Annotated in this window: 25 protein-coding genes; 11 read left to right on the top strand and 14 right to left on the bottom strand. The window is 73.1% G+C overall.

Going from position 1 to position 26510, the window contains the following annotated elements; all coding sequences use genetic code 11:
- Nucleotides 1-9 precede the first annotated feature (9 nt).
- Nucleotides 10-1221 carry an acetyl-CoA C-acetyltransferase gene (locus tag ACFPM7_RS19620; RefSeq protein WP_378249109.1) on the bottom strand — a complete coding sequence of 404 codons (1212 nt, stop codon included), beginning with the start codon at nt 1219-1221 and terminating at the stop codon, nt 10-12.
- A 105-nt stretch (nt 1222-1326) separates the two neighbouring features.
- Here ACFPM7_RS19620 and ACFPM7_RS19625 point away from each other — a divergent pair, with 105 nt between their 5' ends.
- Nucleotides 1327-1821, top strand: coding sequence for an amino-acid N-acetyltransferase (locus ACFPM7_RS19625; RefSeq protein WP_378249110.1), 495 nt, complete (start codon nt 1327-1329; stop codon nt 1819-1821).
- 137 nt (nt 1822-1958) lie between these two features.
- Nucleotides 1959-2411 carry a phospholipase gene (locus tag ACFPM7_RS19630; protein WP_378249111.1) on the top strand — a complete coding sequence of 151 codons (453 nt, stop codon included), beginning with the start codon at nt 1959-1961 and terminating at the stop codon, nt 2409-2411.
- Nucleotides 2412-2465: 54 nt separating this feature from the next.
- Here the strand turns inward: ACFPM7_RS19630 and ACFPM7_RS19635 are convergent, their stop codons facing one another.
- Nucleotides 2466-4844 carry an FtsK/SpoIIIE family DNA translocase gene (locus tag ACFPM7_RS19635; RefSeq protein ID WP_378249112.1) on the bottom strand — a complete coding sequence of 793 codons (2379 nt, stop codon included), beginning with the start codon at nt 4842-4844 and terminating at the stop codon, nt 2466-2468.
- A 99-nt stretch (nt 4845-4943) separates the two neighbouring features.
- Between ACFPM7_RS19635 and ACFPM7_RS19640 the strand changes: the two genes are divergently transcribed.
- Both ACFPM7_RS19640 and ACFPM7_RS19645 read left to right on the top strand, forming a co-directional pair.
- On the top strand, nt 4944-5768 hold the full coding sequence (locus ACFPM7_RS19640; RefSeq protein WP_378249113.1) for a lysophospholipid acyltransferase family protein: 825 nt from the start codon (nt 4944-4946) through the stop codon (nt 5766-5768).
- 23 nt (nt 5769-5791) lie between these two features.
- Nucleotides 5792-7420 (top strand): glycoside hydrolase family 13 protein, encoded by a 1629-nt coding sequence (locus ACFPM7_RS19645; protein ID WP_378249114.1) that lies wholly within the window; start codon nt 5792-5794, stop codon nt 7418-7420.
- A gap of 114 nt (nt 7421-7534) precedes the next feature.
- Here the strand turns inward: ACFPM7_RS19645 and ACFPM7_RS19650 are convergent, their stop codons facing one another.
- Both ACFPM7_RS19650 and ACFPM7_RS19655 read right to left on the bottom strand, forming a co-directional pair.
- On the bottom strand, nt 7535-8512 hold the full coding sequence (locus ACFPM7_RS19650) for a hypothetical protein (protein ID WP_378249115.1): 978 nt from the start codon (nt 8510-8512) through the stop codon (nt 7535-7537).
- Between the two features lie 13 nt (nt 8513-8525).
- A complete protein-coding gene (locus tag ACFPM7_RS19655; RefSeq protein ID WP_378249116.1) occupies nt 8526-9029 on the bottom strand; it encodes a hypothetical protein in 504 nt (167 codons plus the stop codon).
- 156 nt (nt 9030-9185) lie between these two features.
- On the opposite strand from ACFPM7_RS19655, the gene ACFPM7_RS19660 reads away from it, so the two are divergent.
- Both ACFPM7_RS19660 and ACFPM7_RS19665 read left to right on the top strand, forming a co-directional pair.
- A complete protein-coding gene (locus ACFPM7_RS19660; RefSeq protein WP_378249117.1) occupies nt 9186-10151 on the top strand; it encodes an EamA family transporter in 966 nt (321 codons plus the stop codon).
- Nucleotides 10152-10335: 184 nt separating this feature from the next.
- The gene (locus ACFPM7_RS19665; protein WP_378249118.1) at nt 10336-12576 is read left to right on the top strand and encodes a SulP family inorganic anion transporter; all 2241 of its coding nucleotides are present in this window, start codon (nt 10336-10338) and stop codon (nt 12574-12576) included.
- 38 nt (nt 12577-12614) lie between these two features.
- On the opposite strand, the gene ACFPM7_RS19670 is transcribed toward ACFPM7_RS19665, so the two are convergent.
- Entirely contained in the window at nt 12615-12854 is a 240-nt protein-coding gene (locus ACFPM7_RS19670) for a DUF6480 family protein (protein ID WP_378249119.1), read from the bottom strand.
- Between the two features lie 50 nt (nt 12855-12904).
- On the opposite strand from ACFPM7_RS19670, the gene ACFPM7_RS19675 reads away from it, so the two are divergent.
- The 3 genes from ACFPM7_RS19675 to ACFPM7_RS19685 are packed head-to-tail and all read left to right on the top strand — an operon-like array spanning nt 12905 to nt 16249.
- A complete protein-coding gene (locus ACFPM7_RS19675) occupies nt 12905-13462 on the top strand; it encodes a dienelactone hydrolase family protein (protein ID WP_378249120.1) in 558 nt (185 codons plus the stop codon).
- A gap of 58 nt (nt 13463-13520) precedes the next feature.
- Nucleotides 13521-15902 (top strand): AAA family ATPase, encoded by a 2382-nt coding sequence (locus ACFPM7_RS19680; RefSeq protein ID WP_378249121.1) that lies wholly within the window; start codon nt 13521-13523, stop codon nt 15900-15902.
- Entirely contained in the window at nt 15899-16249 is a 351-nt protein-coding gene (locus ACFPM7_RS19685; protein ID WP_378249122.1) for a hypothetical protein, read from the top strand. Before ACFPM7_RS19680 ends, ACFPM7_RS19685 begins: the two co-directional genes overlap by 4 nt.
- On the opposite strand, the gene ACFPM7_RS19690 is transcribed toward ACFPM7_RS19685, so the two are convergent.
- The 6 genes from ACFPM7_RS19690 to thyX all read right to left on the bottom strand — a co-directional run bounded on the left by ACFPM7_RS19690 (nt 16236) and on the right by thyX (nt 22327).
- Nucleotides 16236-17918: a ribonuclease J gene (locus ACFPM7_RS19690; RefSeq protein WP_378249123.1), complete on the bottom strand. Its 1683-nt coding sequence runs from the start codon at nt 17916-17918 to the stop codon at nt 16236-16238. The two genes, ACFPM7_RS19685 and ACFPM7_RS19690, sit on opposite strands and share 14 nt — an antisense overlap.
- Complete coding sequence (gene dapA, locus ACFPM7_RS19695) at nt 17915-18928, bottom strand: 4-hydroxy-tetrahydrodipicolinate synthase (RefSeq protein WP_378249124.1); 1014 nt, start codon at nt 18926-18928, stop codon at nt 17915-17917. The genes ACFPM7_RS19690 and dapA overlap by 4 nt, the downstream gene beginning before the upstream one ends.
- Before the next feature lie 50 nt (nt 18929-18978).
- Nucleotides 18979-19617: a TIGR03085 family metal-binding protein gene (locus ACFPM7_RS19700; protein ID WP_378249125.1), complete on the bottom strand. Its 639-nt coding sequence runs from the start codon at nt 19615-19617 to the stop codon at nt 18979-18981.
- Between the two features lie 31 nt (nt 19618-19648).
- Complete coding sequence (locus ACFPM7_RS19705) at nt 19649-21103, bottom strand: serine/threonine-protein kinase (RefSeq protein ID WP_378249126.1); 1455 nt, start codon at nt 21101-21103, stop codon at nt 19649-19651.
- Between the two features lie 91 nt (nt 21104-21194).
- Nucleotides 21195-21578, bottom strand: a complete 384-nt coding sequence (locus tag ACFPM7_RS19710) for an ACT domain-containing protein (protein ID WP_378249127.1) — start codon at nt 21576-21578, stop codon at nt 21195-21197.
- Nucleotides 21575-22327 carry an FAD-dependent thymidylate synthase gene (thyX, locus tag ACFPM7_RS19715; RefSeq protein ID WP_378249128.1) on the bottom strand — a complete coding sequence of 251 codons (753 nt, stop codon included), beginning with the start codon at nt 22325-22327 and terminating at the stop codon, nt 21575-21577. The genes ACFPM7_RS19710 and thyX overlap by 4 nt, the downstream gene beginning before the upstream one ends.
- A gap of 142 nt (nt 22328-22469) precedes the next feature.
- Here thyX and ACFPM7_RS19720 point away from each other — a divergent pair, with 142 nt between their 5' ends.
- Together ACFPM7_RS19720 and ACFPM7_RS19725 are read left to right on the top strand one after the other, a co-directional pair.
- Complete coding sequence (locus tag ACFPM7_RS19720; protein ID WP_378249129.1) at nt 22470-22952, top strand: toxin-antitoxin system HicB family antitoxin; 483 nt, start codon at nt 22470-22472, stop codon at nt 22950-22952.
- Nucleotides 22953-22959: 7 nt separating this feature from the next.
- Nucleotides 22960-23826 (top strand): DUF4097 family beta strand repeat-containing protein, encoded by an 867-nt coding sequence (locus ACFPM7_RS19725; RefSeq protein ID WP_378249130.1) that lies wholly within the window; start codon nt 22960-22962, stop codon nt 23824-23826.
- Between the two features lie 6 nt (nt 23827-23832).
- On the opposite strand, the gene ACFPM7_RS19730 is transcribed toward ACFPM7_RS19725, so the two are convergent.
- From ACFPM7_RS19730 to ACFPM7_RS19740, 3 genes are all read right to left on the bottom strand, one after another.
- Nucleotides 23833-25047, bottom strand: coding sequence for a winged helix-turn-helix domain-containing protein (locus ACFPM7_RS19730; protein WP_378249131.1), 1215 nt, complete (start codon nt 25045-25047; stop codon nt 23833-23835).
- Nucleotides 25044-25982 carry an EamA family transporter gene (locus ACFPM7_RS19735; RefSeq protein ID WP_378249132.1) on the bottom strand — a complete coding sequence of 313 codons (939 nt, stop codon included), beginning with the start codon at nt 25980-25982 and terminating at the stop codon, nt 25044-25046. Before ACFPM7_RS19735 ends, ACFPM7_RS19730 begins: the two co-directional genes overlap by 4 nt.
- Before the next feature lie 99 nt (nt 25983-26081).
- Nucleotides 26082-26255: a hypothetical protein gene (locus tag ACFPM7_RS19740; protein WP_378249133.1), complete on the bottom strand. Its 174-nt coding sequence runs from the start codon at nt 26253-26255 to the stop codon at nt 26082-26084.
- Nucleotides 26256-26510 lie beyond the last annotated feature (255 nt).

Consider the following 26510-nt stretch of genomic DNA (forward strand, 5'->3'; position numbering starts at 1 on the left):
CCAGGGGGTTCAGGCGACGCGCTCGAAGACGGCGGCCAGGCCCTGGCCGCCGCCGATGCACATGGTCTCCAGGCCGTAGCGGGCCTCGCGGCGGTCCAGTTCCCGCAGCAGGGTGGCCAGGACGCGCCCGCCGGTGGCGCCCAGAGGGTGGCCGAGGGAGATGCCGGAGCCGTTGACGTTGACGCGGTCCCAGTCGGAGTCCGCCAGGTCCCACTCGCGGGCGACGGCGAGGACCTGGGCGGCGAAGGCCTCGTTCAGCTCGATGAGGTCCATGTCGGCCAGGGTGAGGCCGGCGCGCGCCAAGGCGCGAGCGGTGGCCGGGACCGGGCCCAGCCCCATGGTGGACGGGGCGGTGCCCGCCACCGACCAGGAGACGAGGCGGGCCAGGGGGCGCAGGCCCAGGGACTCGGCGCGCTCGGGGGTGGTGACGAGGCAGGCGGCGGCGCCGTCGTTCTGGCCGCTGGCGTTGCCCGCGGTGACCGTCGCCTCCGGGTCGGCCTTGCCCATGATCGGGCGCAGGGCGGACAGGGCGGCCAGGTCGGCGTCGGGGCGGGGGTGCTCGTCTCGGTCCACGACGGTCGTGGCGCGCCGGGAGCGGACCGTCACCGGGACGATCTCGTCGGTGAAGCGGCCCGCCTCGATGGCGGCCACGGCGCGCTGGTGCGAGCGCAGGGACAGCTCGTCCTGCTCGGTGCGGCTGATGGCGTGGGAGCGGCGCAGGTTCTCGGCGGTCTCGACCATGCCGCCGGGCACCGGGTGGTTGACCCCGCCCGCGGTGACGCGGGCGCGGGCCAGGCGGTCGTGGAGTTCGACGCCGGTGCCCTTGACGCCCCAGCGCATGGCCGTGGAGTAGAACTCGACCTGGCTCATGTTCTCCGCGCCGCCCGCGACGACCACGTCGTTGACGCCGGTCTGCACGCGCATGGCCGCGTCCAGAACCGCCTGCAGGCCCGAGCCGCAGCGGCGGTCGACCTGCAGGCCGGGGACGGTGACCGGCAGGCCGGCGTCCAGGGCGGCGACGCGGCCGATGGCGGGGGCCTCGCCGTTGGGGTGGCACTGGCCGAAGACCACGTCCTCCACCAGCGCGGGGTCGATGCCGGTGCGCTCCAGCAGGGCGCGCAGCACGGTGGCCGCCAGGTCCGTGACCGGCACGTCCGCGAAGACGCCGCCGAAGCGGCCCACGGGGGTGCGGACGGGTTCGCAGATGACCGCTTCGCGCATGCGTCGTCACTCCAGTCGTCGTCGACGGGCCGATTAAACCGGTCGGGCGCGGCGCGGGGTATCGGCGATGACCGAACTCTCACTCAGGGCTAGAGTCCCGGACTCGTGGAACCGCTGGTACGCCGTGCTCGCACGGCCGACGTCCGGCCGATGAAGGCCATCGTGGATCACTACGTCGGCAAAGTCCTGCTCGCCAAGGCCCTGGTCACCCTGTACGAGGACGTGCAGGAGTTCTGGGTCGTGGAGATCGATGGGCGCATCGTCGGCTGCGGGGCGCTGCACGTGCTCTGGGAGGACATCGCCGAGATCCGCACGATCGCCGTCGCGCCGGAGGCGCTGGGCTCGGGGGTCGGGCACCTGCTGGTCGAGAAGCTGGTCGAGGTGGCACGCGAGCTGGGCCTGGCCAAGATCTTCGTGCTGACCTTCGAGACCGGCTTCTTCGGCAGGCACGGCTTCACCGAGATCGACGGCACCCCGGTGACCCCGGAGGTCTACGAGGAGATGCGCCGCTCGATGGACGAGGGCGTCGCCGAGTTCCTCGACCTGCCCTACGTCAAGCCCAACACGTTGGGAAATACCCGGATGCTGCTCGAACTTTAGTCGCCAGTGGACACGGGTTCACCCGGAATTGCTCCGCGCTGGCCCAAACGGTGGTGTCGCGGCCGTGGCAGATAGTGCGTAATTGTCACACCGGATGTGACCTGCCACTCCGGTCCGGATCACCCACAGGAGGAGCCGTGGCCACGTCAACCCTGCGCCGCGCCGCCCAAGGAGCGCTCGCCACCATCACCGCCGCGACGGCGATCGTCCTCGGGGCGGGCACCGCGTCGGCGGACCTGAGCCCGAGCCAGCTGCGCTCGACCACCGACAACTACCTGTTCTCCCAGTCGCTGGGCCAGTTCGGCTCGACGCGCGCCGCCCGCCCGTACGCCAGCCAGCTGGACTGGTCCTCGGACGCGTGCTCGAACTCCCCGGACAACCCGTTCGGCTTCAACTTCACCCCGGCCTGCCACCGCCACGACTTCGGCTACCGCAACTACAAGCGCCAGGGCCGCTTCACCGAGTCGAACCGCCTGTCCATCGACAACCGGTTCAAGTCCGACCTGTACACCGTCTGCGGGACCCACTGGGGCTGCCGCCGCACCGCGGACGTCTACTACGCCGCCGTGCGCCAGTTCGGCAACAGCTGACCCAGCACGGCGCGAGGGCCGCGGGGCGATCCCCCGCGGCCCTCGCGCCGTCGCTCAGTCCTCGTCCGCGGCGGGACCACCGCGGATGGTCCACAGCACGTTCTCCAGCTCGTCGGGCTTGATCAGCACGTCGCGGGCCTTCGAGCCCTCCGACGGGCCGACCACGCCGCGGGTCTCCAGCAGGTCCATCAGCCTGCCCGCCTTCGCGAACCCGACGCGCAGCTTGCGCTGCAGCATCGACGTCGAGCCGAACTGCGAGGTGACGATCAGCTCGGTGGCCTGCAGCAGCAGGTCGAGGTCGTCGCCGATGTCCGGGTCGATGTCCTTGGCCTCGCCCTGCTTGGCCGCGGTGACGCCCTCGGTGTACTCCGGCTGCGCCTGTTCCTTGGTGGCGGCGACGATCTCGGCGATCTCCTCGTCGCTGACGTAGGCGCCCTGCACGCGCAGCGGCTTGGAGGCGCCCATCGGCAGGAAGAGGCCGTCGCCCATGCCGATCAGCTTCTCCGCGCCCGGCTGGTCGAGGATGACCCGCGAGTCGGTCAGCGACGAGGTGGCGAAGGCCAGCCGCGAGGGCACGTTGGTCTTGATCAGGCCGGTGACGACGTCCACCGACGGCCGCTGGGTGGCCAGCACGAGGTGGATGCCCGCGGCGCGCGCCTTCTGCGTGATGCGCACGATGGCGTCCTCGACGTCGCGCGGGGCGGTCATCATCAGGTCGGCCAGCTCGTCCACGATCGCCAGGATGTAGGGGTAGGGACGGTACTCGCGCTCGCTGCCGGGCGGGGCGGCGATCTCCCCGGTGCGCACCTTGCGGTTGAAGTCGTCGATGTGGCGGACCCGGTTGGCCTGCATGTCCTGGTAGCGCTGCTCCATCTCCTCCACCAGCCAGGTCAGCGCGGCGGCGGCCTTCTTCGGCTGGGTGATGATGGGCGTGATCAGGTGCGGGATGCCCTCGTACGGGGTCAGCTCGACCATCTTCGGGTCGATCAGGATCATCCTGACCTCGTCCGGGGTGGCCCTGGCCAGCAGCGACACCAGCATCGAGTTGACGAAGCTGGACTTGCCCGAACCCGTCGAGCCCGCGCACAGCAGGTGCGGCATCTTCGCCAGGTTCGCGGTGATCATGTGGCCTTCGATGTCCTTGCCGAGGCCGACCACCATGGGGTGGCTGTCGTTGACCGCGGTGCCCGAGCGCAGCACGTCGCCGAGGCGGACCATCTCGCGGTCGCTGTTGGGCACCTCGATGCCGACCGCGGACTTGCCCGGGATCGGGGCGAGCAGGCGGACGTTGTCGGTGGCCACGGCGTAGGCGATGTTCTTGGTCAGCGCGGTGATCTTCTCGACCTTGACGCCGGGGCCCAGCTCGACCTCGTAGCGGGTGACCGTCGGGCCGCGGGTGAAGCCGGTGACCTGCGCGTCGATGGAGAACTGGTCCAGCACGCCGGTGATGGCCTCGATCATGGCGTCGTTGGCGCGGCTGCGGGACTTGGGGACGTCGCCGGTCTTGAGCAGCGCCGGGTCGGGCAGCTGGTAGTCGCCGTCCACGACCCGGGTGACGGCCATCTCGACCGGCTTCTCCTTGGCCTGCGGCGTTTCCTTGACCTCCGCGCGCGGGCGCTTGGGCGGGGCGGGCTCGGCGAGCGGCAGCTCGGGCTGCGGGGTCTCCTCGGCGGCGGGCTCCTTGCGCGGCCTGCGCTTGCGCGCGGGCGGCTGCTCGGGTTCGGGCTCCGGCTCGAGTTCCTCGTCGAGCTGTTCGAGGCCGAGTTCGCGCAGCCGGTTCGGGATCTCGCGGATGCGGGTGCCGGTGAAGACCAGCACGCCGAAGCCCAGCAGCAGGGCCAGCACCGGCAGCGCCACCCAGGCGCTGAAGGCCTTCGTCAGCAGGCCGCCGGAGAGGTAGCCGATCGCACCGCCCGCGTACATGCGGCCGTCGTTGTCGGCGGGCAGATCGCTGAACACGTGCAGGACGCCGAGTAAAGCCAGCAGCATCACCAGACCGCCGACGACGAAGCGCGGGCGCTTCTCCGGCGCCGGGTCCGAGCGCATCAGGCCGACGCCGATGACGAGCAGCACCATCGGCAGCGCCGTCGTCAGCGCGCCGACGACCGTGCGCACCCCGATCTCCAGCCAGTTGCCGACCGGCCCTGCGGCCCGCCACCAGACGGCCGCGCCGAGCACGACGCCGACGGCGATCAGGGCGAACCCGACGCCGTCGCGGCGGTGCGCGGGGTCCAGTTCCTTGGTGCGCCCGACCGTCCTGGCGACCGAGCCGACGCCCTTGGCCACCAGCCCCCAGGTGGCCGAGAACGCGCCGCGCCGCTTCGGCGGGGCCTTGGCCGGGGCCTTGCGCGCCGCGGGCCTGGCCGCGGGCTTGCGCGCGGGCGCCTTCTTCGGGCGCGCGCCGCCCCGGTTGGATGTCGTCTTCCCGGCCATGCCGAACACGGTAGCCCGACCGCCCCTCCCGCCCCACGGGTAACTCCCGCCCCGCAACCCGGGACGGATGGACACGGCGGGGCGTGCGATGCTCCCGCCATGGTTGCGCTTCACGGGGGCGATGACGAGTCGACACGCCGGTCGGCCGACACGCCGGTGATCTGGAAGGCGATGACCGGGCTCGACCGGGCGGTGGTCCGCTCGCTCGGGCGGCTGGAGATCACCGGCGAGTTCCCCGCGCACCTGCGCGGCAAGCCGGTGCTGGTCGCGGCCAACCACATCGGGATGTTCGACCCGTTCGTGCTGATCTCGGCGATGTCGAAGATCGGGCTGCCGCCCCGCTTCATGCTCACCGCGGGCCTGCTGGACGCGCCGGTGCTCGGCTGGGCGCTGCGCGAGAGCGGCCACCTGCGCGTCGACCGGGGCAAGGCGAACGTGGCCGAGGCGTTCGGGCGGGCCGTCGAGGCGCTGCGCACGGCCAGGGCTCCGCTGCTGGTCTACCCGGAGGGGCGGGTCAGCCGGGAGCCGGGGCTGTGGCCCGAGCGCGGCAAGACCGGGGTGGCCAGGATGGCGCTCGCGGGGAACGTGCCGGTGGTGACGATCAGCCAGTGGGGCGCGCACGAGGCGGTCTACTGGGGCACCGAGACGGTGGCGGGCTGGCAGGACGTCAAGCCGCTGCTGTTCTCGTCGCTGCGCTCGATCGCCTCCCCCCGCACCTTCAAGGTGCACTTCGGCGCCGAGGTCGACCTCTCCGGCCTGAACGCCACGACCCCGGGCGACGCGCGGCGCGCCCACGCCCGCATCATGCGCCAGATCACCGCCGACCTGGTGCCCCTGCGCGCCGGGGAACCCGACGTCCCGCGCTTCTACGACCCGACCCGGCCGACCGACACCAGGAGCCCCTGGCGGCCCGACCCGGCTTGACCGCTTCAGAGCGGAGTGGTGGCATGGCCGCCATGACCGATGCCTGGTGGAAGTCCGCCGTCGTCTACCAGATCTACCCGCGCAGCTTCTCCGACTCCGACGCCGACGGGATCGGCGACCTGCGCGGGATCGAGGAGCGCCTGGACTACCTGTCCGCGCTCGGGGTCGACGTGCTGTGGCTGTCGCCGGTCTACCCCTCTCCGCAGGACGACGCGGGGTACGACATCAGCGACTACCAGGACATCGACTCCACGTTCGGCACGCTGGAGGACTTCGACCGGCTGCTCGCCGGTGTGCACGCCCGCGGCATGAAGCTGATCATGGACCTGGTCGTCAACCACACCTCCGACGAGCACCCGTGGTTCCGCGAGCACCGCGACTGGTACTGGTGGCGGCCCGCGCGCGAGGGGATGGAGCCGGGGACGCCGGGCGCGGAGCCGACGAACTGGCGCTCGTTCTTCTCCGGCCCCACCTGGGAGTTCGACCCGGAGTCCGGCGAGTACTACCTGCACCTGTTCTCGCGCAAGCAGCCCGACCTGAACTGGGAGAACCCCGAGGTCCGCCACGCCATCCACACGATGATGAACTGGTGGCTGGACCGCGGCGTCGACGGGTTCCGGATGGACGTCATCAACATGATCTCCAAGGACACCGCGCTGCCCGACGGGCCCGGCGGCGACGGGTCGGCGCACTACCTGTGCGGACCGCGCATCCACGAGTTCCTGCAGGAGATGCACCGCGAGGTGTTCGCCGGGCGCGACCGCAAGCTGCTGACCGTCGGGGAGATGCCGGGGGTGACCGTCGAGCAGGCGCTGCGGTTCACCGACCCCGCGCGCGCCGAGGTCGACATGGTGTTCCAGTTCGAGCACGTCGGCCTCGACCACGGACCGTCCAAGTGGGACGTCCAGGAGCTGGACCTGTTGGCGCTCAAGGCGTGCATGAACCGCTGGCAGGCGGGTCTGGCCGATGTCGGGTGGAACAGCCTGTACTGGAACAACCACGACCAGCCGCGCGTGGTCTCCCGCTTCGGCGACGGCGGCCCGCGCTCGGCGAAGACGCTCGGCACCGTGCTGCACCTGCACCGCGGCACGCCGTACGTCTACCAGGGCGAGGAACTCGGCATGACCAACGCGCCGTTCGCCTCGATCGGCGACTTTCGCGACATCGAGACCCTCAACCACCACGCCGAGGCAGGCGACGGGGCGCTGCCCGCCCTGCGCGCCCGCGGCCGGGACAACGCCCGCACCCCCATGCAGTGGGACGCCTCCCCGCACGCGGGCTTCACCACCGGCACCCCGTGGATCGCGGTCAACCCCAACTACGAGCACATCAACGCCGCCGCGGCCGTCGCCGACCCGGATTCGGTGTTCCACCACTACCGCAGGCTGATCGAGCTGCGGCACACCGAGCCGTGCGTCGTGCACGGCGACTTCACCCTGCTCATGCCGGATGACCCGGCTGTCTACGCGTTCACGCGCGCGTACGAGGGCACGGAGCTGCTGGTGGTGGCGAACTGGAGCGCCGAGCCCGCCGCGCTGGAGGTCGACCCGGCCTGGCTGGGCGAGGAGGTCGTCATCGAGACCGGCGGCGGGTCGGGCGCGGCGACCCTCGGCCCGTGGGAGTCGCGCGTCTACCGGCGCTCGGCGCGCTGACGAGCCGAGGGCTCCGGATCACTGGGGCTCAGGGCCACTGGGGCTCAGGGCCACTGGGGCTCAGGGTCACTGGGGCTCAGGGTCACTGGGGCTCAGGGTCACTGGGGCTCAGGGTCACTGGGGCGCGGGCTCGGCGGTGAGGGCTTGGGCCACGGCGGCGCGGATCTCGGCGAGGTCGGCCTCGGAGAGGTCCTCGGCGCCGGGGACGTCGGCGATGGCGGCGGACACGGCGTCATCGATCTCCCGGGCGGAGAAGCCCGCGGCGGCCTCCTGCGCCTGGTCCGGCTGCTGCTCCTGCTCCGGGGAGTCCGCCTGGGCCGGGATGGCCTCGGCCGGGGTGAGCAGGTCGTCGACCACGTCGGGGAGCCACGTCGCCTTGTGCTCGGCGGGGTGGGACTCCCAGTCCGCGCCCCAGCGGTGGTCGAGCTGGTCGCCGAGGTGCTGCTGCCAGTCCGGTCCCCACGCGGACTGGAGGCGGTCGGCCTGCTCGGCGGGCACCCAGTCGAAGCGGCCTGCCCCGGTCTGCTGCTCGGCGGTCGACTGGTCGGTGGCGGACTGTTCGACGGCGGACTGTTCGGCGGCGAGTTCGTCGAGCACGGCGCCGAGCCACTCGGCCTTGTGCTCGGCAGGGTGGGACTCCCAGTCCGCGCCCCAGCGGTGGTCGAGCTGGTCGGGCAGGAACTCGGGCCAGCCCGGCCCCCACTCGGCGGCCATGCGGTCGGCCTGGTCGGGGCGGACCCAGTCGAGCCTGCCGCCGAGGTCGGGCCCGGCGGCGTGCGGATCGGCATAGGGATCGGCATGGGGATCGGCATGGAGTTCGGCGTGGTGGGCGGCCAGTTCGGCGGGGTCGTGCTCGGCCAGGCGGCGGAGGTGGTCCATCGGGTCGCCGCCCAGCTGGTCGAGCTGGGCGCGCAGGAGGTCCAGGTCGTCGGGGCCGAGCAGGTGGTCGGCTTCCTGCCGCAGGCGGTCGAGGAAGGGGTCGAGGTCGGTCTGCTCGGCCTCCCACGCCGCGCGGACGGCGGTGAACAGCTCGTCGGCGCGGGGGTGTTCCGCGGGGACGGCCGAGACCAGGGCGCTGACTTCCGGGTCCATCGGGTGCTCCTCCTCAGTTCAGGCCGTAGCCGGGGCCGATGTGGTGCACCGAGATCCGGATGTAGTCCGAGCGGTGCAGCACGCCCGCGATCGAGTGGTACTTGCTCGGGTTCAGCCGGGGCCGGTGGTGCGCTCGGGCGCGCCTGCCGAGGCCGACGGAGAACGCGATCCGCAGCGGCCGGTCCGACTCCCGCTCGGCTCTGACGTCGCCCGCCTCGGCGCTGGTGATGAGGTCGATGGCCTGCTGGAGGGTGTCCTGGCCGGGGGCGAGGGCGTCCAGGATCGCCTGGATCTCGCGGTCGCCGTCGGTGTCGCCGTCGAGGTGCTTGTCCGCGCCGTCGCCGAGCACCCAGTCGTCGCGGTTGGCCTGGTCGAAGTAGCGCAGGACGACGGCGACCGGGTCGTCGGTCACGTCCTCCCCGGGGATCGCCACGTTCGCGTGCCGGATGCCGCGCAGCCGCTGGACGGCCAGCTGCGCCACCCGGTCGGCGACCCCGCCCTGTCCTCGCATCGCCACCGTCGTCCTCCTCCGCTCGGTCAGTCACCCCCGACCACGCCACCGTGCCGGGTCGGGCACGCGGTGTGATCCGGCGTCGGGTCGGCCGTGCGGGAGGCGTCCACTGCCCGAAAGGACAGGCCCTAACATCGGACGACTCACTCGACAGGGGGACACGTGCGGCTCGACACCACGCCGCGGGACGCCGCGGGGCACCGCGCTCGCGGGACCGCGTACATCCTGTTGGCCTCGGTGGCCTTCGGCAGCTCCGGCCCGCTGGCCAAGCCCGCGATGCAGGCGGGCTTCTCCCCCATGCAGGTGGCCGCGCTGCGCGCCGGGCTGGCGGCGCTCGTGCTGCTCGCCGTGGTCGGCGCGGTGATGCCCGGCGTGCTGCGGGTCCGCCGGGAGCAGTGGCCGCTGCTCATCGCCTACGGGCTCACCGGGGTGGCCGCGGTGCAGGCGCTGTTCTTCGTGGCGGTCTCGCGGCTGCCGGTCGGGGTGGCGATGCTGCTGGAGTACACCTCGCCGGTGCTGGTCGCGCTGTGGGTGCGGTTCGTGCGCGGGACGCGGCTGCCGGGCCGGTCGTGGGTGGGCACGGGCCTGGCGCTGGTGGGGCTGGTGCTCGTGGCGCAGGTGTGGTCGGGGCTGCGGCTGGACGTCGTCGGCCTGGTCGCGGGCATCGGCGCGGCGGTGTGCTCGGCGGGCTACTACCTGCTCGGCGAGCGCGGCGCCGGGCGCCAGCACCCGATCGGCATGGTCACCTGGGGCATGGTGGTCGGCGCGGCCGGGCTGTTCGTCGTGGCGCCGCCGTGGGCGATGCCGTTCGAGCTGCTGGACGAAGCCGTCCTTTTCGGACCATGGGAGTCCCCGGTGTGGGTCCTGCTGGTCGCGGTCGCGGTGCTGAGCACGGCGCTGGCGTACTCGCTGAGCCTCAGCTCGCTGCGACACCTGCCCTCCACAGTGGCCAGTGTGCTCGCACTGACCGAACCCGTTGTGGCGACGCTGATCGCGTGGCTGATGCTGGGCGAGGTGCTGAGCCCGGCGCAGATCACCGGAATGGTGGTCCTGCTCTCCGGAGCAGCCCTGGTCCAGGTCGCTTCGCGCGGCCCGGTGACGCCCGCCGAGCCGCTACCCACCAAATGAGACCGCCATCACGGACATAACCACTCGAACGAGTGAAGTGCTCTTTCCCTTCTGCGTCACCGGAACCCCTGGCCGGTAAAGGAACGTTTACCCAGCGGACGCGACAGCGCGTGTCCGATCGGTCACCATGTGCACATCGCGTCCTTCTGCGACACCACACCCGACTCCGCTGGGAGGTTCCACCATGGGCGGATCACCCGCCTCCGGCCCCGCGCACGCCCACTCGCCACCACGGCGGTGGCTCGCGCGGGACGCACGGCACGACATCCCCGCCTCGCTCATCGTCTTCCTGGTCGCGGTCCCGCTCTCGCTGGGCATCGCCGCCGCCTCCGGAGCCCCCGTCATCGCCGGGCTCATCGCCGCCGTCATCGGCGGCATCGTCGCCGGGATCTTCGGCGGCGCCCCCCTCCAGGTCAGCGGACCGGCCGCCGGGCTGACCGTCGTCGTCGCCCAGCTCATCGCCGAGTTCGGCTGGTACACCACCTGCGCCATCACCGTCCTCGCCGGCGTCCTGCAGGTCGTGCTGGGCGCCTGCCGCGTCGGGCGGGCCGCGCTCGCCGTCTCCCCCACCGTGGTGCACGCCATGCTCGCGGGCATCGGCGTCACGATCGTGCTCGGCCAGGCGCACGTGCTCCTCGGCGGGCAGGCCCCCGGCGCGGCCTGGGAGAACCTGACGGCGCTGCCCTCGGCGGTGCTCGGGCTCGACCCGGCCGCCGCGCTGGTCGGCCTCGGTGTCGTCGCGCTGCTGGTGCTGTGGCCGCGCCTGCCCGCGAAGGCGCGAGTGGTGCCGGGGCAGCTCGTCGCGGTCGCGGTGGCGACGGTGGCCGCGCTGGGGCTGGCCATCGACCGGGTCTCCCTGCCGGACTCGCCGCTCTCGGCGCTGCACCTGCCCGCGCTGCCCGACGGGCAGTGGGCCGCCTTCGCCGCGGGCGTGCTGACGATGACGCTCATCGCCAGCGTGGAGAGCCTGCTGTCGGCGGTGGCCGTGGGCAAGATGAAGCCCGGCACGCGCACCGACCTCAACCGGGAGCTGCGCGGGCAGGGGCTGGCCAACATCGCCTCGGGCATGGCGGGCGGACTGCCGGTCACCGGGGTGATCGTGCGCAGCTCGACCAACGTGCGGTCGGGGGCGCGCACGCGCGCGTCGGCGGTGCTGCACGGGGTGTGGATCCTGGTGTTCTCGGTGTTTCTGGTGGGGTTGGTGGAGCAGATCCCGATGGCCGCTCTGGCCGGTCTGCTGGTGGTCGTGGGTGTTCAACTGGTGAACTGGGGCAACATCACCTCGGCTCGCAGGCACGGCGAGCTGGCTGTGTACTTGGTGACGATCACGTGCGTCGTCTTCCTCGACTTGCTGCAGGGAGTCCTGATCGGACTGGCCTGCGCGCTGCTCGCCACGCTGCGCCGCATCGTCTGGGCGCGGGTCAGGGTCGAGCCCGGTGACCCCGACGCCGACGGCAGGCCGACCTGTGCCGTCGTGGTGGAGGGCACCCTGAGCTTCCTGTCGCTGCCGCGGCTGGCCCGCGTCCTCGCCCAGGTCCCCGATGGGGCCGCGGTGCACCTGGAGTTGGTGGTCGACTACCTCGACCACGCCGCGTTCGACCACCTCGCCGCCTGGCGGGCCGCGCACGAGAGCGGCGGGGGCAGCGTGGTGGTGGACGAGATCGGCGGCCCCGGTCCGACGGCCCGCCGCAAGGCGGGCCTGCCGGTGCCGCGGTGGTTCTCGCCGTGGTCGCACTGGCAGCGCGTGCACCCGGTGATCCCGCGCCAGGTCCGCGGGCACGACGCGCTGCGCCCGCTGATGACCGGCGCGCGGGAGTACCACCGCAGGGGCGCGCCGGTGCTGCGACCGCACCTGCGCAGGCTCGCCGCGGCGCAAGCGCCGAACGCGATGTTCCTGACCTGCGCGGACTCGCGCATCGTGCCGAACGTGATCACCGCCTCCGGCCCGGGCGACCTGTTCACCGTGCGCAACATCGGCAACCTGGTGCCCGACCCGCGCACCTCCGGCGACCTGTCGGTGCACGCGGGAGTGCAGTACGCCGTCGACAACCTCGGCGTGCCCGTGGTGATGGTGTGCGGGCACTCCGGCTGCGGCGCGATGACGGCGCTGCTGGCGGGCCCGTCCGACGGCCCGATCGGCCGCTGGCTCAGCTGGGCCGAGCCGAGCCTGACCGCCTACCGCGCCGGGCATCCCCTCGGCCTGCACGCCGCGGCCGACGGCTGGTCCGAAGTGGACCAGCTGGCGATGGTGAACGTGGCCGTGCAGCTGGGCGCGCTGCGGGAGATGCCGGTGCTGGCGAGTTCCGGCGTGCGCCTGGTCGGGCTGTTCTTCGACATCCCGACCGGGACCCTGCTGATGCTCGACGAGCAGGCGCAGCGCTTCGAGCCCCTCCCCGGGCGCGGCGCGGTGCTCACCGCCCGCTGAGGCAAGGCCCGCGCCGCGCGATCCGCGGCGCGGGCTCCTCAGAAGGCGCTGATCCAGCCGACGATCTGCGCCACGATGAACCCGATGACCGACAGCGTGAACAGCGCGATCACCACGAGCCAGACGACAGCGCCCGTGCGCGAGCGGTAGGTCTCCGGCCGGGAGACCCCGGGCGTCGTGCTCCCGGAGTCCGGCGGCGTCTCGCCCGGCCGCACCCCGCCGCCCGGTTCGAGGCCGGGGGTGAGGTCGGGATCGGGATCGGGCGGCATCGCGGTCATACCGCCGAGTAGCCCGACCGCGGCCCGCCCAAACCGGGTAGCTTCCGCCCATGGCCTCGATCGCCCTGTTCCACCACGTGCACGGCCTCACCGACGGCGTCCGCGCGTTCGCGAGCGCGCTGGAAGCCCACGGCCACCGCGTCAGCACCCCGGACCTGTTCGACGGGCAAACGTTTGCCCCCCTGGCCGAGGGCATGGCGCACGCGGAGTCGGCCGGCATGGCGGCGATCGCCGAGCGGGGCGCTGCCGCCGCCGACCCGGACGCCACCGTCTTCGTCGGCTTCTCCCTCGGCGCACTGCCCGCCCAGAAGCTCGCCCAGACACGTCGCGGCGCCCAGGCCGCCGTGCTCATCCACGCCGCGGTCCCGCTCGGCTTCTTCGGCGACACCTGGCCGCCGTCGGTCGCCCTGCAGATCCACACCGCCGAACACGACGAGCGGGGCGACGCCGACGTGGCCCGCGAGCTGGTCAAACAGGCGCCGGGCGCGGAGCTGTTCCTCTACCCCGGCACCGACCACCTGACCACCGACAGCAGCCTGCCCGCCTACGACCCGACCACCGCGGGCCACGTCCTCCAGCGCACGATCGGGTTGCTCGATCGGCTGTAGTGCCCGGAAACAAGACCCCAGCGTGTAACACCCGGCGGGTTCGCGCGCCTCTACAGGTATGAGCGCCGAGCTGCCCCTCGACCGGCTTGTGCACCACCACCTCGCGGAATCCGGGCTGACCGGCTGGCCGCGCGCACTCGTCCTGGCCGCCCTGGACGGAGAGGACGCCGTCCGGCTGGCCATCGAGCGCGCACCCGCCACGCCGTCGGCCGCCGCCGACGACCCGGCGGACTCCGCCGAGGTGTACCTGGCCTCGGTGTCCGTGCGCGGCTTCCGGGGCGTCGGCGAGACGGTGCGCCTGCCGCTGGCTCCCGGTCCCGGCCTGACACTGGTCACCGGCCGCAACGGCTCGGCCAAGTCGAGCATCGCCGAGAGCGTCGAGATGGCGCTGACCGGGCGGAACTCGCGCTGGGACGGCAAGGCCGACGCCACGCGGAAGCAGTGGCAGGGCGGCTGGCGCAACCTGCACACGCGCACCGGCGCGGCCGTCGAGGTGCAGGTGCTGGTCTCCGGGACCGGCGGGCCCACGACGCTGCGGCTGGCCTGGGCCGACGGGGCCGAGCTGGACGAGCGCGCCTGGACCGTGCAGGCGCCGGGCGGCAGGCGCGTCGCCTACGACGGGCAGCGGTGGCGGCGCGCCTTCGAGGTGCACCGGCCGTTCCTGTCCTACACCGAGCTGGGCAGGCTCGTGGACAGCAGGCCCACCGAGCTGCACGACGCCCTGCACCGCGTACTCGGCCTGGAGAAGTTGGACGATGCCAAGGACCGCCTGCGCGAACCGCGGCTGCGCGTCGACAAGCTCCGCAAGGAGGTCAAGGACGGCAAGGCCGCGCTGCTGGCCGACCTCGCCGCCATCGATGACGACCGCGCCCGCGAGGCCCACGCCGCCCTCGCGCTCACCGCTCCCCCACTCGACCGGCTGATCGACATCGCCGTCGGCGGGCAGACCGACGACGCCGCCGACCTGCGCGCCCTTGCCGCCGTGGGCGTCGCGACCCCGGCCGAGGTCGCGGGCGCGGTCGGCGCCGTGGAGACCGCCGAAGCCGCGCTGGACCGCACGCGCGCGGCGATCGACGAAGAACTGGACGACCTCTACGGCCGCGTCCTGGGCTACCACGACCGCCACGGCGACAGCGCCTGCCCGGTGTGCGAGGTCGGCACGCTGGACGCCGGGCGGCGCGCCGAGATCGAGGCGGCGCGCCGGGCCGCCCGGTCGTTCCGCGCGGCGCGCGCCGAGCACCACCGCGCGGTCACCGCCCTGCGCGCGCTCGCCCCGGAGCCGCCCGCGGCGCTGGGACAGGTCCCGTCGGCCGCCGAGGCCCTGGCGGCGTGGCAGGCCTGGCACCAGGCCGACCAGCGCGGGTTCGCTGAGGCGCACCGGGTGCTCGTGGACGCGCTCGCGCTGCTGCACAAGGAGGTCGGCGCGGAGCTGGGCAGGCTGGACGAGGTGTGGCGGCCCGCGGCGGTGCGGCTGTCGGCGTGGATCGAGAAGGCCGAGGAAGCGGCCGCACGCGCGCCGGAGCACGCGGCGCTGACCAAGGCGGAGAAGTGGTACAAGGACACCGCGGCGGCGCTCAGGGACGCGCGGATGCGGCCGTTCGCCGAGCAGACGCGCCAGATCTACCGGGTGCTGCGGCAGAGCGGCAGCGTCACACTGGAGGACGTCGTCCTGGCCAAGGGCGGCACCCTGCGGCGGGCGGAACTGGACGTGCGCGTGGACGGCGAGGCGACGACCGCGCTCGGCGTGATGAGCCAGGGCGAGCTGCACGCCCTGGGCCTGGCGCTGTTCCTGCCGCGCGCCAGGGTCGAGGGCAGCCCGTTCCGCTTCATCGTCATCGACGACCCGGTGCAGGCCATGGACCCCTCCAAAGTGGACGGCCTGGCGCAGGTGCTCGCCGAGGTGGCCGCCACCCGCCAGGTGGTGGTCTTCACCCACGACGACCGGCTCACCGAATCCCTGCGCAGGCAGGACATCGAGGCCACGGTCTGGGACGTCGTGCGCGGCGAGCGCTCCTCGGTCGCCCTGGAGCGCTCCCGCGACGCCGTGGACGCCTACCTCGGCGACGCCTGGGCCATCGCCAAGGAGCGCGCCGACATCCCCGACGACGTCCGCAGGGAGATCGCCGCGACCTGCTGTCGCAGCGCGCTGGAGGCCGCGGCCCACGCCAAGGTCCGCAGGGTGCGGCTGGCGCGGGGAATCCCCCACCACGAGGTCGAGGAAGCCCTGACCAAGGCCGTGAAGACGACCGCGAAACTCACCCTGGCCCTGTTTGACGACGACACCCGCCAAGGCGAGCTGATGCCCGCGCTCAACGCCCACGGCCGGTGGGCGGGCGACACCGTGCGGGCGTGCAAGCAGGGCGCCCACCGCTCCTACGGCGGGGACCTGCTCGTCCTCATCGACAACACCCGCAGGCTCGCCGCCTGGATCGCCCGGTGAGCGCCGTCCTGCGCCTGGACACCGCCCGCTCGCTGTACGCCGCGGGCCCCAGCGGCGCCAACTGGAGCCGCTGGATCTGCTGGGCGACCCGCCTGGCCGTGGAGAACGCCCTGCGCGAGTACTGGGCGCGCCGGTGCCCCGAGCTGGCGGCGGCATCGATGCGCGGGCAGCTGCTGGCGCTGCGGGTGCACGCGGGCGCTGACACCGCCCGCCGCGCCCGCGCGCTGTGGTGTGCCCTCAGCCACGCGGCGCACCACCACGTCTACGACCTGCCGCCCGCGGTGGAAGACCTGCGGCAGTGGATCGCCGAAGCCGAGTACGTGCTGAGCGCGCTCAGACCGGGATGACCGTCGGGACGATCATCGGCCTGCGGCGGTAGGTGTCGGCCACCCACCGGCCCACCGCGCGGCGCACCGACTGGGCGATGCGGTGGGTGTCGGTGACGCCCTCGGCCTCGGTGTGCGCCAGTTCCTTCTCCACCAGCGCCACGACCTCGTCCAGGGCCTTCGGGTCGTCGGAGAAGCCGCGGCCGGAGACGGTCGGGGAGGACATCGCGCGGCCGGTGGCGGAGTCGACGGCGACGGTGATGGCGATGAAGCCGCCCTCGCCCAGGATGAGGCGGTCGGACAGGGTCGACTCGCCGACGTCGCCGACGGACAGGCCGTCGACGTAGACGTGGCCCACCTCGACGCGGCCGGAGATGGCGGCCTGGCCGTCGACCAGGTCGACCACGACGCCGTCCTCGGCGATGACCACGCGCTCGGCGGGCACCCCGGTCTGCACGGCCAGGGCGGCGTTGGCGCGCAGGTGGCGCCACTCGCCGTGCACCGGCATCACGTTCGACGGGCGGACCGCGTTGTAGAGGAACAGCAGCTCGCCCGCCGCCGCGTGGCCGGACACGTGGACCTTGGCGTTGCCCTGGTGCACCACGTGCGCGCCCAGCCTGACCAGGCCGTTCACCACGCCGAAGACCGCGGTCTCGTTGCCCGGGATCATCGAGGAGGCCAGGATGACCGTGTCGCCCGCGCGGATCTCGATCTGCCGGTGCTCGCCGCGGGCCATGCGGGAGAGCGCCGAGAGCGGTTCGCCCTGGGAGCCGGTGGAGACGAAGACGACGTCCTGCTCCGGCATCGCCATGGCCTCGTCCAGGTTCACCAGCAGGCCCGGCGGCACGGTGAGCAGGCCGAGGTCGGCGGCGATGCCCATGTTGCGCACCATCGACCGGCCGACCAGCGCGACCCGGCGGCCGTGCGCGACGGCGACGTCGAGCACCTGCTGCACGCGGTGCACGTGGCTGGCGAAGCAGGCCACGATGACCCGCTGCCGGGCGCGGGCGATGACGCTGTCGATGATGGGGCCGATCTCGCGCTCGGGCGTGACGAAACCGGGCACTTCGGCGTTGGTGGAGTCCACCAGGAACAGGTCCACGCCCTCGTCGCCGAGGCGGGAGAAACCGGCGAGGTCGGTCAGGCGGCCGTCCAGCGGGAGCTGGTCGAGCTTGATGTCGCCGGTGTGCAGCACCAGGCCGGCGGGCGTGCGGATGCCGACGGCCAGCGCGTCCGGGATCGAGTGGTTGACCGCGAAGAACTCGCAGGCGAACTCGCCGTAGGAGGCCTTCTCGCCCTCGCTGACCTCGCGCAGCACCGGGGTGAGGCGGTGCTCGCGGCACTTCGCGGCGACCAGGGCCAGGGTGAACCGGGAACCCACGACCGGCACGTCCGGGCGCAGCCGCAGCAGGAACGGCACCGCGCCGATGTGGTCCTCGTGCCCGTGGGTGAGGACGATCGCGTCGATGTCGTGCAGGCGGTCCTCGATGGCCCGGAAGTCCGGCAGGATCAGGTCGACGCCGGGCTGCTGGTCCTCGGGGAAGAGCACCCCGCAGTCGACGATCAGCAGCCTGCCGCCGTACTCGAAGACGGTCATGTTGCGACCGATCTCGCCGATGCCGCCCAGCGCGACGACCCGGAGGGCGCCGTCGGGCAGTGCGGGTGGCGGGTTCGTCGGCCTAACTGTCACTTGTGGACCGTCCCAGCGCTCGTGTGCGTAGTGGTGGAAACGTAGGCGGCTGCCGCGTCGGCGCGCGCCACGCGGTGCGCGGCCTGGTGGGTGGCCGGGTTGTCGGCCAGCGGGACTCCGCCCTCGGCGAGGTCGCCCGCGATGGCGGCGATCTCCTCGGCGGTGGCCGGGGGCAGCGGCAGCCGCGGGTCGCCCGCGGGCTCGCCGCGCAGGCGCAGCGCGGCCTTGCTGAAGATCACGCCGCCGACGCGGCTCATCGCGCGCATCACCGGCAGCATTCCGTTGTGGACGGTGCGGGCGGTGGCGACGTCGCCGCGCTCGTAGCTGTCCAGCATCGAGCGCAGCCTGCCCGCCACCACGTGCCCGATGACGCTGACCACGCCCACCCCGCCGATGGACAGCCACGGCAGGTTCAGGGCGTCGTCGCCGGAGTAGTAGGCGAGGTTGGTGGAGGCGATCACGTTGCTGCCCGCGAGCAGGTCGCCCTTGGCGTCCTTGACCGCCTGGATGCGCGGGTGCTCGGCGAGCCTGCGCAGCGTGTCGACCTCGATGGGCACGACCGAGCGCGGCGGGATGTCGTAGAGCATCACCGGCAGCCCGGTGGCGTCGGCCACGGTGGAGAAGTGCGCCAGCAGCCCGGCCTGCGGCGGCCGCGAGTAGTACGGGGTGACCACCAGCAGGCCGTGCGCGCCCGCCTTCTCGGCATCGCGCGCCAGGTGCACGGTGTGCGCGGTGTCGTAGGTGCCGACCGAGCCCACCACGGTCGCGCGGTGTCCGACCGCCTCCACGACCGCGCGCAGCAGATCGGACTTCTCCGCGTCGGTGGTGGTGGGCGACTCACCGGTCGTCCCGCTGATGACCAAGCCGTCGTTGCCCAGGTCGACCAGGTGCTGCGCGAGGTGCTGAGCGCGGTCGACGTCGAGCCTGCCGTCGGCGTCGAAAGGCGTGACCATGGCGGTGAGCACTCGGCCGAACGGTCTGCCGGGAGCGGCGGTCGGACATGTGGTCATGGAGTGTGACGCTACCTCTTCGGGGGGCGGGCGGCTCAGGCCACCTGCGGTTACAGACCTCGGGAGAGACCGCGGACGACGCCGATCGCGGACTGCTCCCCCTCGAACTCCACCACGGCCTGGTCGCGGCCGAAGGCGTACAGCAGCAGCTCGCCGGGTTCACCGACGACGGCCACGGTGTTCGGCCCCCGCCTGGCCATGATCTCGCGTCCAGCCGGGGTCTCGCGTCCGGCCGGGGTGCGCAGGGCCACGCCGACGGGGCTCTTGCGGAACATCATCCGCCCCACCCTGCCCAGCGCCACCCACAGGGCCTTGTCGCGCTCGGCGTCGGCGGGCCGGGGCGCCCAGCCGGGCCGGGCGCGGCGCACGTCCTCGTGGTGGACGAAGAACTCGGTGGTGTTGACCAGATCGTCCAGCAGCGCGTACGGGGAGTACGCGGGCGGGCCGGTGCGGACCAGGCGGACCAGCTCGTCCCACGGCTTCGCGGCGATCTTGGCCTGCACGCGGGCGAGGTAGCCCGCCAGCGGCTTGAGCAGGATGCCGCCCGCGGCGTCCGGGCGGCGCTCGCGCACGACGAGGTGGGCGGCGAGGTCGCGGGTCGTCCACTCCCCGCACAGCGTGGGCTGGTCGGGGCCGACCTGGACGAACAGGTCGCTGAGCTGGGCGCGTTCGTCCTTGGCGACACTCATGCCCTCCACCCTACCGGCAGTAGGGTCGCGGTCAGTTCGGGTCGATCACGTAGGACTCGGCCAGCATCGTCCCGTCCGTCCTGACGATCACGCAGCCGACCGCGTCGGCCTTGTCGCCGGAGTTGCTGCTGGCGTTCCACGCGTCCTGCGACGGGATCATGACCACGACCGAGAGGTTCGCCAGCTGGGTGGGCTCGACGCGGCCGGTGTTCAACCGCCACGAGCAGTAGGCCTTGGCCCACGCGGTCAGCCGCTCCGCGTCGTACTCGGAGCCGCCGTTGGGCGAGATCGCGTCGTAGACCTGGAAGGCGTGCGGCTCCTCGCAGGTGTCGGTGCTGGAGATCGCCGCGCCGGGCTGGATCTTGTTGAGGCTGCAGTAGCCGTTGCTCACCGAGAACTCGGTGACCTCGCCGTTCTTGCCGTAGGTGAAGACCTGGGTGGTGTCGGTCTCCGGGGCGTTGATCGCGTTGCTCAGCACGAACCCGCCGATGGCGCCCGCCAGCGCCATCACCCCGACGAGGATCGCCACGACCTTCCAGCCCAGGCCGCCGCCGCGCTGGGCGGGGGCGGGCCGGGGCGCGGCGATGGTCTGGTGCGCGCCGGAGTACATCGCGGTCGGACCGGTGTGCGGGCCGGTCGGCGGGCCCTGCTGGACGTGGCCGAGCAGGCCGCGGACCTGGGCCGCGGTGAGGCGGGCCTGCGGGTGGGTGTTGAGCAGGCCGGTGATGATCGAGGCGAGCGCGCCGGAGCCGCGGGTGAGGAACGGCACCTCGTTGAGGATGGCGTGCATCGTGGCCGCGGTGTTGGCCCGCTCGAACGGCGAATAGCCCTCCACGGCGTAGAACAGCACCGCGCCCAGCGCCCACAGGTCCGAGGCGGCGCTGGCGGCGTCGCCGCGCAGCTGCTCGGGCGCGAGGTAGGCGGGCGAGCCGATGAGCAGGCCGCTGGTGGTCAGCCGGGGGTCGTCCACGGCCTGGGCGATGCCGAAGTCGGTGAGCTTCGCGCGGCCGTTGGCGGCCAGCATGATGTTGCTGGGCTTGACGTCGCGGTGCACGACGCCTGCCTGGTGGGCGGCCTCCAGCGCGGACAGCAGCTGCTCGGCCAGGCGGGCCACCGCCTCCTGCTTGAGCGGGCCGCGGTCGCGGATGATGTCGGCCAGGGTCGGGGCCTGGATCAGCTCCATGACGATGTAGGTCGTGCCCGACTCCTGGAGCACGTCGTGCACGGTCACGACCGCCGGGTCGTTGAGCCTGCCCGCGGTGCGCGCCTCGCGCAGCACCCGCTCCTCGAACACCATCCGCTCGGCGACGGGCGTGCCGTCGGGCAGGTGCAGCTCCTTGATCGCGACGTGCCTGCCGATCGTGGTGTCCTCGGCGAGCCAGACCATGCCCATGCCGCCGCGGCCGAGCTCGTGGAGCACGGCGTAGCGACCGGCGATGACGCGCTGGCTACCCGGCGCGACCAGGGGCCCTGGCTGTTGGGACACGTCCACCTCCTGCGGATGCGGGGCATCGTAGGTCACATCGCTCTGGCGGCGACGGAGTTTCAGCTGACCGACGTTTCCTCGGACCGACCGCTCAGGCGATCTCGTGACCCGCCTCGCGCAGCGCCGCCACCGCGCGGTCGAGGTCGGCGTCGCGGACCAGCAGGTGGTCGGTGTCGAAGGTGGACAGCGCGAACAGCGGCACGCCCGCCTGGGCGAGCGCCCCCGCCAGCGCGGCCATGATCCCGGTGAGGGTGAACTCCAGCGGGCCGCGCACCGTCAGCAGCCGCCAGCCCGCCTCGGTCCGGCCGTCCTCGGGGGCGGCGGCGGTCGGGCAGACCACCGAGACCTCGGCGGCGGTGCTGGTGACGCTCACCAGGCCCGCGCCGGAGAACAGGCCGGAAGGGACCGACGAGCCCGGGTCGAGCCGGGTGACCGCGTACTCCCCGTCGGCGACGTCGATGACGAGCCGGTTCATCCTTCGGTGACCATCGGGCTGGAGGCGACCTCGGTGCCGTCGGCCAGCGCGGAGATGGTGAAGTCGGCGAACACGCTCGGCGCGACCTTGTGCAGCTCGCGCAGGCAGTCGATGGCCAGCGCGCGGATCTCGACGTCGGCGTGCTCGGTGGCCCGCATCGCGATGAAGTGGCGCCAGGCGCGGTAGTTGCCCGTCACCACGATGCGGGTCTCGGTGGCGTTGGGCAGCACGGCGCGGGCGGCCTGGCGGGCCTGCTTGCGGCGCAGCGTGGCGCTCGGCACGTCGGCGAACTTCGCCTCAAGGCCCTTCAGGAGGGCGTTGTAGGAGTCCAGGCTGGCCTGCGCGGCGTCGAGGAACAGCTGGTGCAGCTCGGGGTCGGCGGCGATGACCTCCGGCTCCACCATCGCGGCCTCGCGCTCGGGGACGTAGCGCTGGGAGAGCTGCGAGTAGGAGAAGTGGCGGTGGCGGATCAGCTCGTGGGTCAGCGAGCGGGAGATCCCGGTGATGTAGAAGCTCACCGAGCCGTGCTCCAGCACCGACAGGTGGCCGACCTCGATGATGTGGTTGATGTAGCCGGCGTTCGTGGCCGTCGCCGGGTTCGGCTTGCTCCACGACTGGTAGCACGCCCGGCCCGCGAACTCGGCCAGCGCCTGACCGCCGTCGGTGTCGGTCGACCACGGCACGTCCGCCGGGGGGAAGAACTCCGTCTTGGCGATGAGCTGCACCTTGGGCGACACCGTCTCGGCCACGTGACCCCTCCTGTTGTGTTTCGCCCGGTCAGCCTAAGCCCCGCGATCCGGCGGATCTTTGGCGGCACGGCCGATGTCGGCTCACCCGGCGGTCCGGCGGGCGGTGGTGGCGTGATGTCAGATGTGGTGGCATGGTGGTGTCATGGACCTCACGCCGTATGTCACCGCGCTGCGGGACGACCTCACCGCGGCCGCCGCCGTCGGCGACGAGCACACCCGCCGCGCCGCCGCCGCCCTCACCGCCGCCCTGGAGCCCGCCGCCCGCCTGGCGGTCATGACCGCCTTGGCCGACCTCGCCGCCGAGGTCACCGCCTCGCTGCCCGACCACGTGGTCGACGTCCGCCTCGACGGCCGCGACGTGCGGGTCGTCGTCTCCGGCGAGTCGCGCCCGGCCGGGGAGTCGGCCCCGCCCCCGCCTCCGGAGGGCGGCGACATGAGCCGCATGACGCTGCGCCTGTTCGAGGAGCTGAAGGCCAAGGCCGAGCAGGCCGCCTCAGCCCAGGGCGTCTCGCTGAACACGTTCGTGCAGAACGCGCTGCACGGCGCCCTGTCCGGCGGCCGCGGACCGTCGCGCTGGGGCCAGGGCGAACGCGGATCGCGCGTCCAGGGCTGGTACGAGGGGTGATGTCACGATGACCACACCTGACACCACGCGCCGCCACTCCTACGACGCCGAGGGCCCCGTCGACATCGCCGTGCACATCGGCGCGGGCGGCGTCGAGGTCCGCCTGCGCGACGAGCCGGGCGTCACCGTCGAGATCAGCCCCGCACCCGACGAGGCCAGCCCGTGGGCCGAGGGTCTGGCGGGCATCATGAGCTGGGTCATGGGCGAGCAGCAGGGGACCGATCTCACCGCCGAGGCCGTCACCCAGGCCAGCGTCGACTTCGGCGGCGATGTCCTGTCCGTGCGCTCGGCCAAGGGCGGCCCGCTGCGCGGCCAGCCGATCTCGGTGGTCGTGCACGCGCCCGCGGGCTCCTCGGTCGACATCGCCACCCAAGGCGCGAACGCCGCGGTCACCGGCCGCGCCGACCGGGTGGAGATCGGCACCGGCGCAGGCGAGATCACCGTCGAGCAGGCCACCGGCCCGGTCCGGCTCACCTCCGGCACCGCCGCCATCCGGATGGGCCCGGCCCCCGCGGGCGGGCACCTGCGCTCCGGCAGCGGGGAGATCGACGTCACCAGCCTCGGCGGGTCGTCCACAGTGGCCACCAGTGGCGGGATGATCCGGCTGGGCACGGTCACCGCCGACGTCCTGGTGCGCACCGGGACCGGCGACATCGCGGTGAAGGAGGCGGTGTCGGGCAAGATCGAGCTGACCAGCGGCTCCGGCAGCTTCCGCGTCGGCGTGGCCGCCCCGGCGGAGCTGGACCTGGTCTCCACGTCCTCGGTGGCCCGCAGCGAGATCCCCATCACCCAGAAGCGGGTGGCCGCCGCGGCCCTGCACGTCACCGGCCGCACCGGCTCCGGGACGATCCTGGTGCACAAAGCGGCGGGCTGAGCGCCCTCACAGGCACTTCGACAGCGGCGCGACCAGGTCGCCCCTCTCCCCGAGGGCGACCTGGTCGAGTTCCAGCCAGCCCGCCATCTCCCGCAGCTCCCCGGCCAGTTCCGCGGCGACCCTGCCGACGTCCACCCCGGACTCGGCGAACGCGCCGTGGACGCGCAGCGTCCCGGCCGCCCGGTCGGCCTTCAGGTCGACGCGGCCCACCAGGGCGCCGTCGAGCAGGAACGGGAAGACGTAGTAGCCGTACTGGCGCTTGGGCTCCGGGACGTAGATCTCGATGCGGTAGTGGAAGTCGAAGAGGCGCTCGGTGCGGTCGCGCTCCCAGACGAGCGGGTCGAAGGGGCACAGGAGGGCCCGGCCGCGGACCGCGCGCGGGGTGCGGGCGCCCGCGTGCAGGTAGGCGGGGTGGCGCCAGCCGGGGATGGTGACCGGGGTCAGCTCGCCGGATTCGACCAGCTCCAGCAGGGCCTGGCGGGCCATGGCCGGCGGCAGGCGGTAGTAGTCGCGCAGGTCGAACTCGGTGCCGATGCCGTGGGCGATCGCCGCGGAGCGCATCAGCTCGCGGGCGGCTTCGTCGTCGGGGACCTCGCGGGAGAGCAGCTCCGGCGGCAGGACGCGCTCTGGCAGGTCGTAGAGGCGCTGGAAGCCGCGGCGGGTGCCGGTGGTGAGCGCGCCCGCGGCGAAGAGGTACTCGCAGGTGTGCTTGACGGCAGAGAGGTTCCACCAGCCGCCCTTGGGGCGGTCTGCGCCGCCGCCCAGGGCCGTCTCGATGGCGCCCGCCCCGATCGGGCCGCTGTCCTTGACCACGCGCAGGACCTCGTCCTGCAGGGCCGGGTCGATGTCGTTCTTGCGCAGGTACTCGCCCCAGGAGACCTCGTGCGCGCGCATCCGCCAGCGCAGCAGCGGCCAGTCGTCGACCGGGATCAGGCTCGCCACGTGCGCCCAGTACTCCACCAGCAGGCGGGGCTTGCGCGCTGTCGGGTTCCAGGCGGCGTCGTCCACCAGGGACATGTCGTAGGAGCCGAGGCGGGAGAAGACCGGCATGTAGTGCGCGCGCACCGCGACGTTGACCGAGTCCAGTTGCAGCAGGCGCACCCGGTCGAGCACTTTGGCCAGGTGCCTGCGCGTCGGGGGGCCCGACGGGCGGGACTCGGCGAAGCCCTGGGCGGCCAGGGCGGTGCGGCGGGCGGCCGCCTGGGTCATGGACTCGGTCATCGCACCTCACTCGTTTCGCGCATCGTGCCGGCCGCCACCGACACCGGCCGCCGCTCGGCCCGCACGACCAGCACGACGGCCACGAGCACCACCGCCCCGCCGACCAGCTGCCACGGCCCGAACACCTCGTCGGCGACCAGCCAGCCGAGCAGGACCGCGATGACCGGGTTGACGTAGGCGTACGTCGCCACCGTCGAGACGGGCAGCTTGCCCAGCGCGTAGATGAACGAGCTGAACGCGAACGCGCCGAACACCACCAGGTACGCCCACGCCCACCAGGCGGTGGCGGTGACCGCGCCGAAGTCGAAGGTCTCGCCGAAGAGCACCCCGGCCAGCAGCAGCACCAGCCCGCCGACCAGCATCTCGGCCGCGGCCAGGGCGAACGGGTTCGACGGGGTGGGCAGGCGGGTGCTGAGCACCGTGCCGATCGACCACCCGAGCGCGGCGAGCAGCACCAGCCACGGCCCGTACCAGGCCGAGCCGTGCGTGCCCTCCGACGGCCCGCCGACCAGCAGCAACAGCGCCAGCCCGGCCAGGCCGACCACCACTCCCAGCAGCGTCACCGCGGGCGGCCGCTCCCCCAGGCCGCGGCGCAGCAGGACGACGTACAGCGGGATCGAGGCCACCAGCAGCGCCGCCAGCCCCGAGGCGACGTGCTGCTCGGCGACCACGACCAGCCCGTTGCCCCACGCGGGCAGCAGCAGCCCGACCAGCGCCGCCGTGCCGAACTGCCGCCACGTCATCCGCAACGCGCCGACCCCGGCCACCACCGCCACGACCACCCCGAGCAGCAACCCGGCCGCGGCGAACCGGAACCCGGCCGACAGCAGCGGCGGCATCGACTCCAGGGTCAGCCGGATGCCGAGGTACGTCGACCCCCAGACCACGTACACCACACCCAGCGCGCCCCACGCCACCCACGTCCTCGATCCCATGACCGCAGCCTCGCACGAACCACCGTCATAAGTTGACCGGTTATCCCGCCAACCACCGACACGATCCCGCCGATCTCGGGGACGAACGCCGCATAACGCCTAGACCGCGTCGCCGATGTCGTCCAGCACGGCCTGGGCCACCGCGGCGAGCCCGCGGTCCAGCCTGCGGAAGTAGGTCGCCCGGCTCAGGCGCAGGCGCATCGCCGCGCCGACGTGGTCCACGCCGCGGCGCACGTGGTAGAGGTCCAGCACCTGACCGGCCTGGGCGGTCACCGAGCCCGCGGCGGTCGCCAGCGGGCCAGCCGCGCCGGGTCGTGCAGGGCGGCCAGCGCGCGGCGGACCTCGCCGGTGGCCCACCGCGCATCGGCCGGGACACCGCGGCCGGGCCGAGGCGGTCCAGCCAGGCGGCGACCCCGGCGCGGGAGAACCGCTGGTGGAAGACCTCCGGCTCGGAACCGCTCCTGCGCCTGGCACACGTAGACGTGCACGACCAGACGTGCACGACCAGACGTGCACGACCCGGCCGTT

Source organism: Actinokineospora guangxiensis (assembly GCF_042657845.1).
GTDB classification, from domain to species: Bacteria; Actinomycetota; Actinomycetes; order Mycobacteriales; family Pseudonocardiaceae; genus Actinokineospora; species Actinokineospora guangxiensis.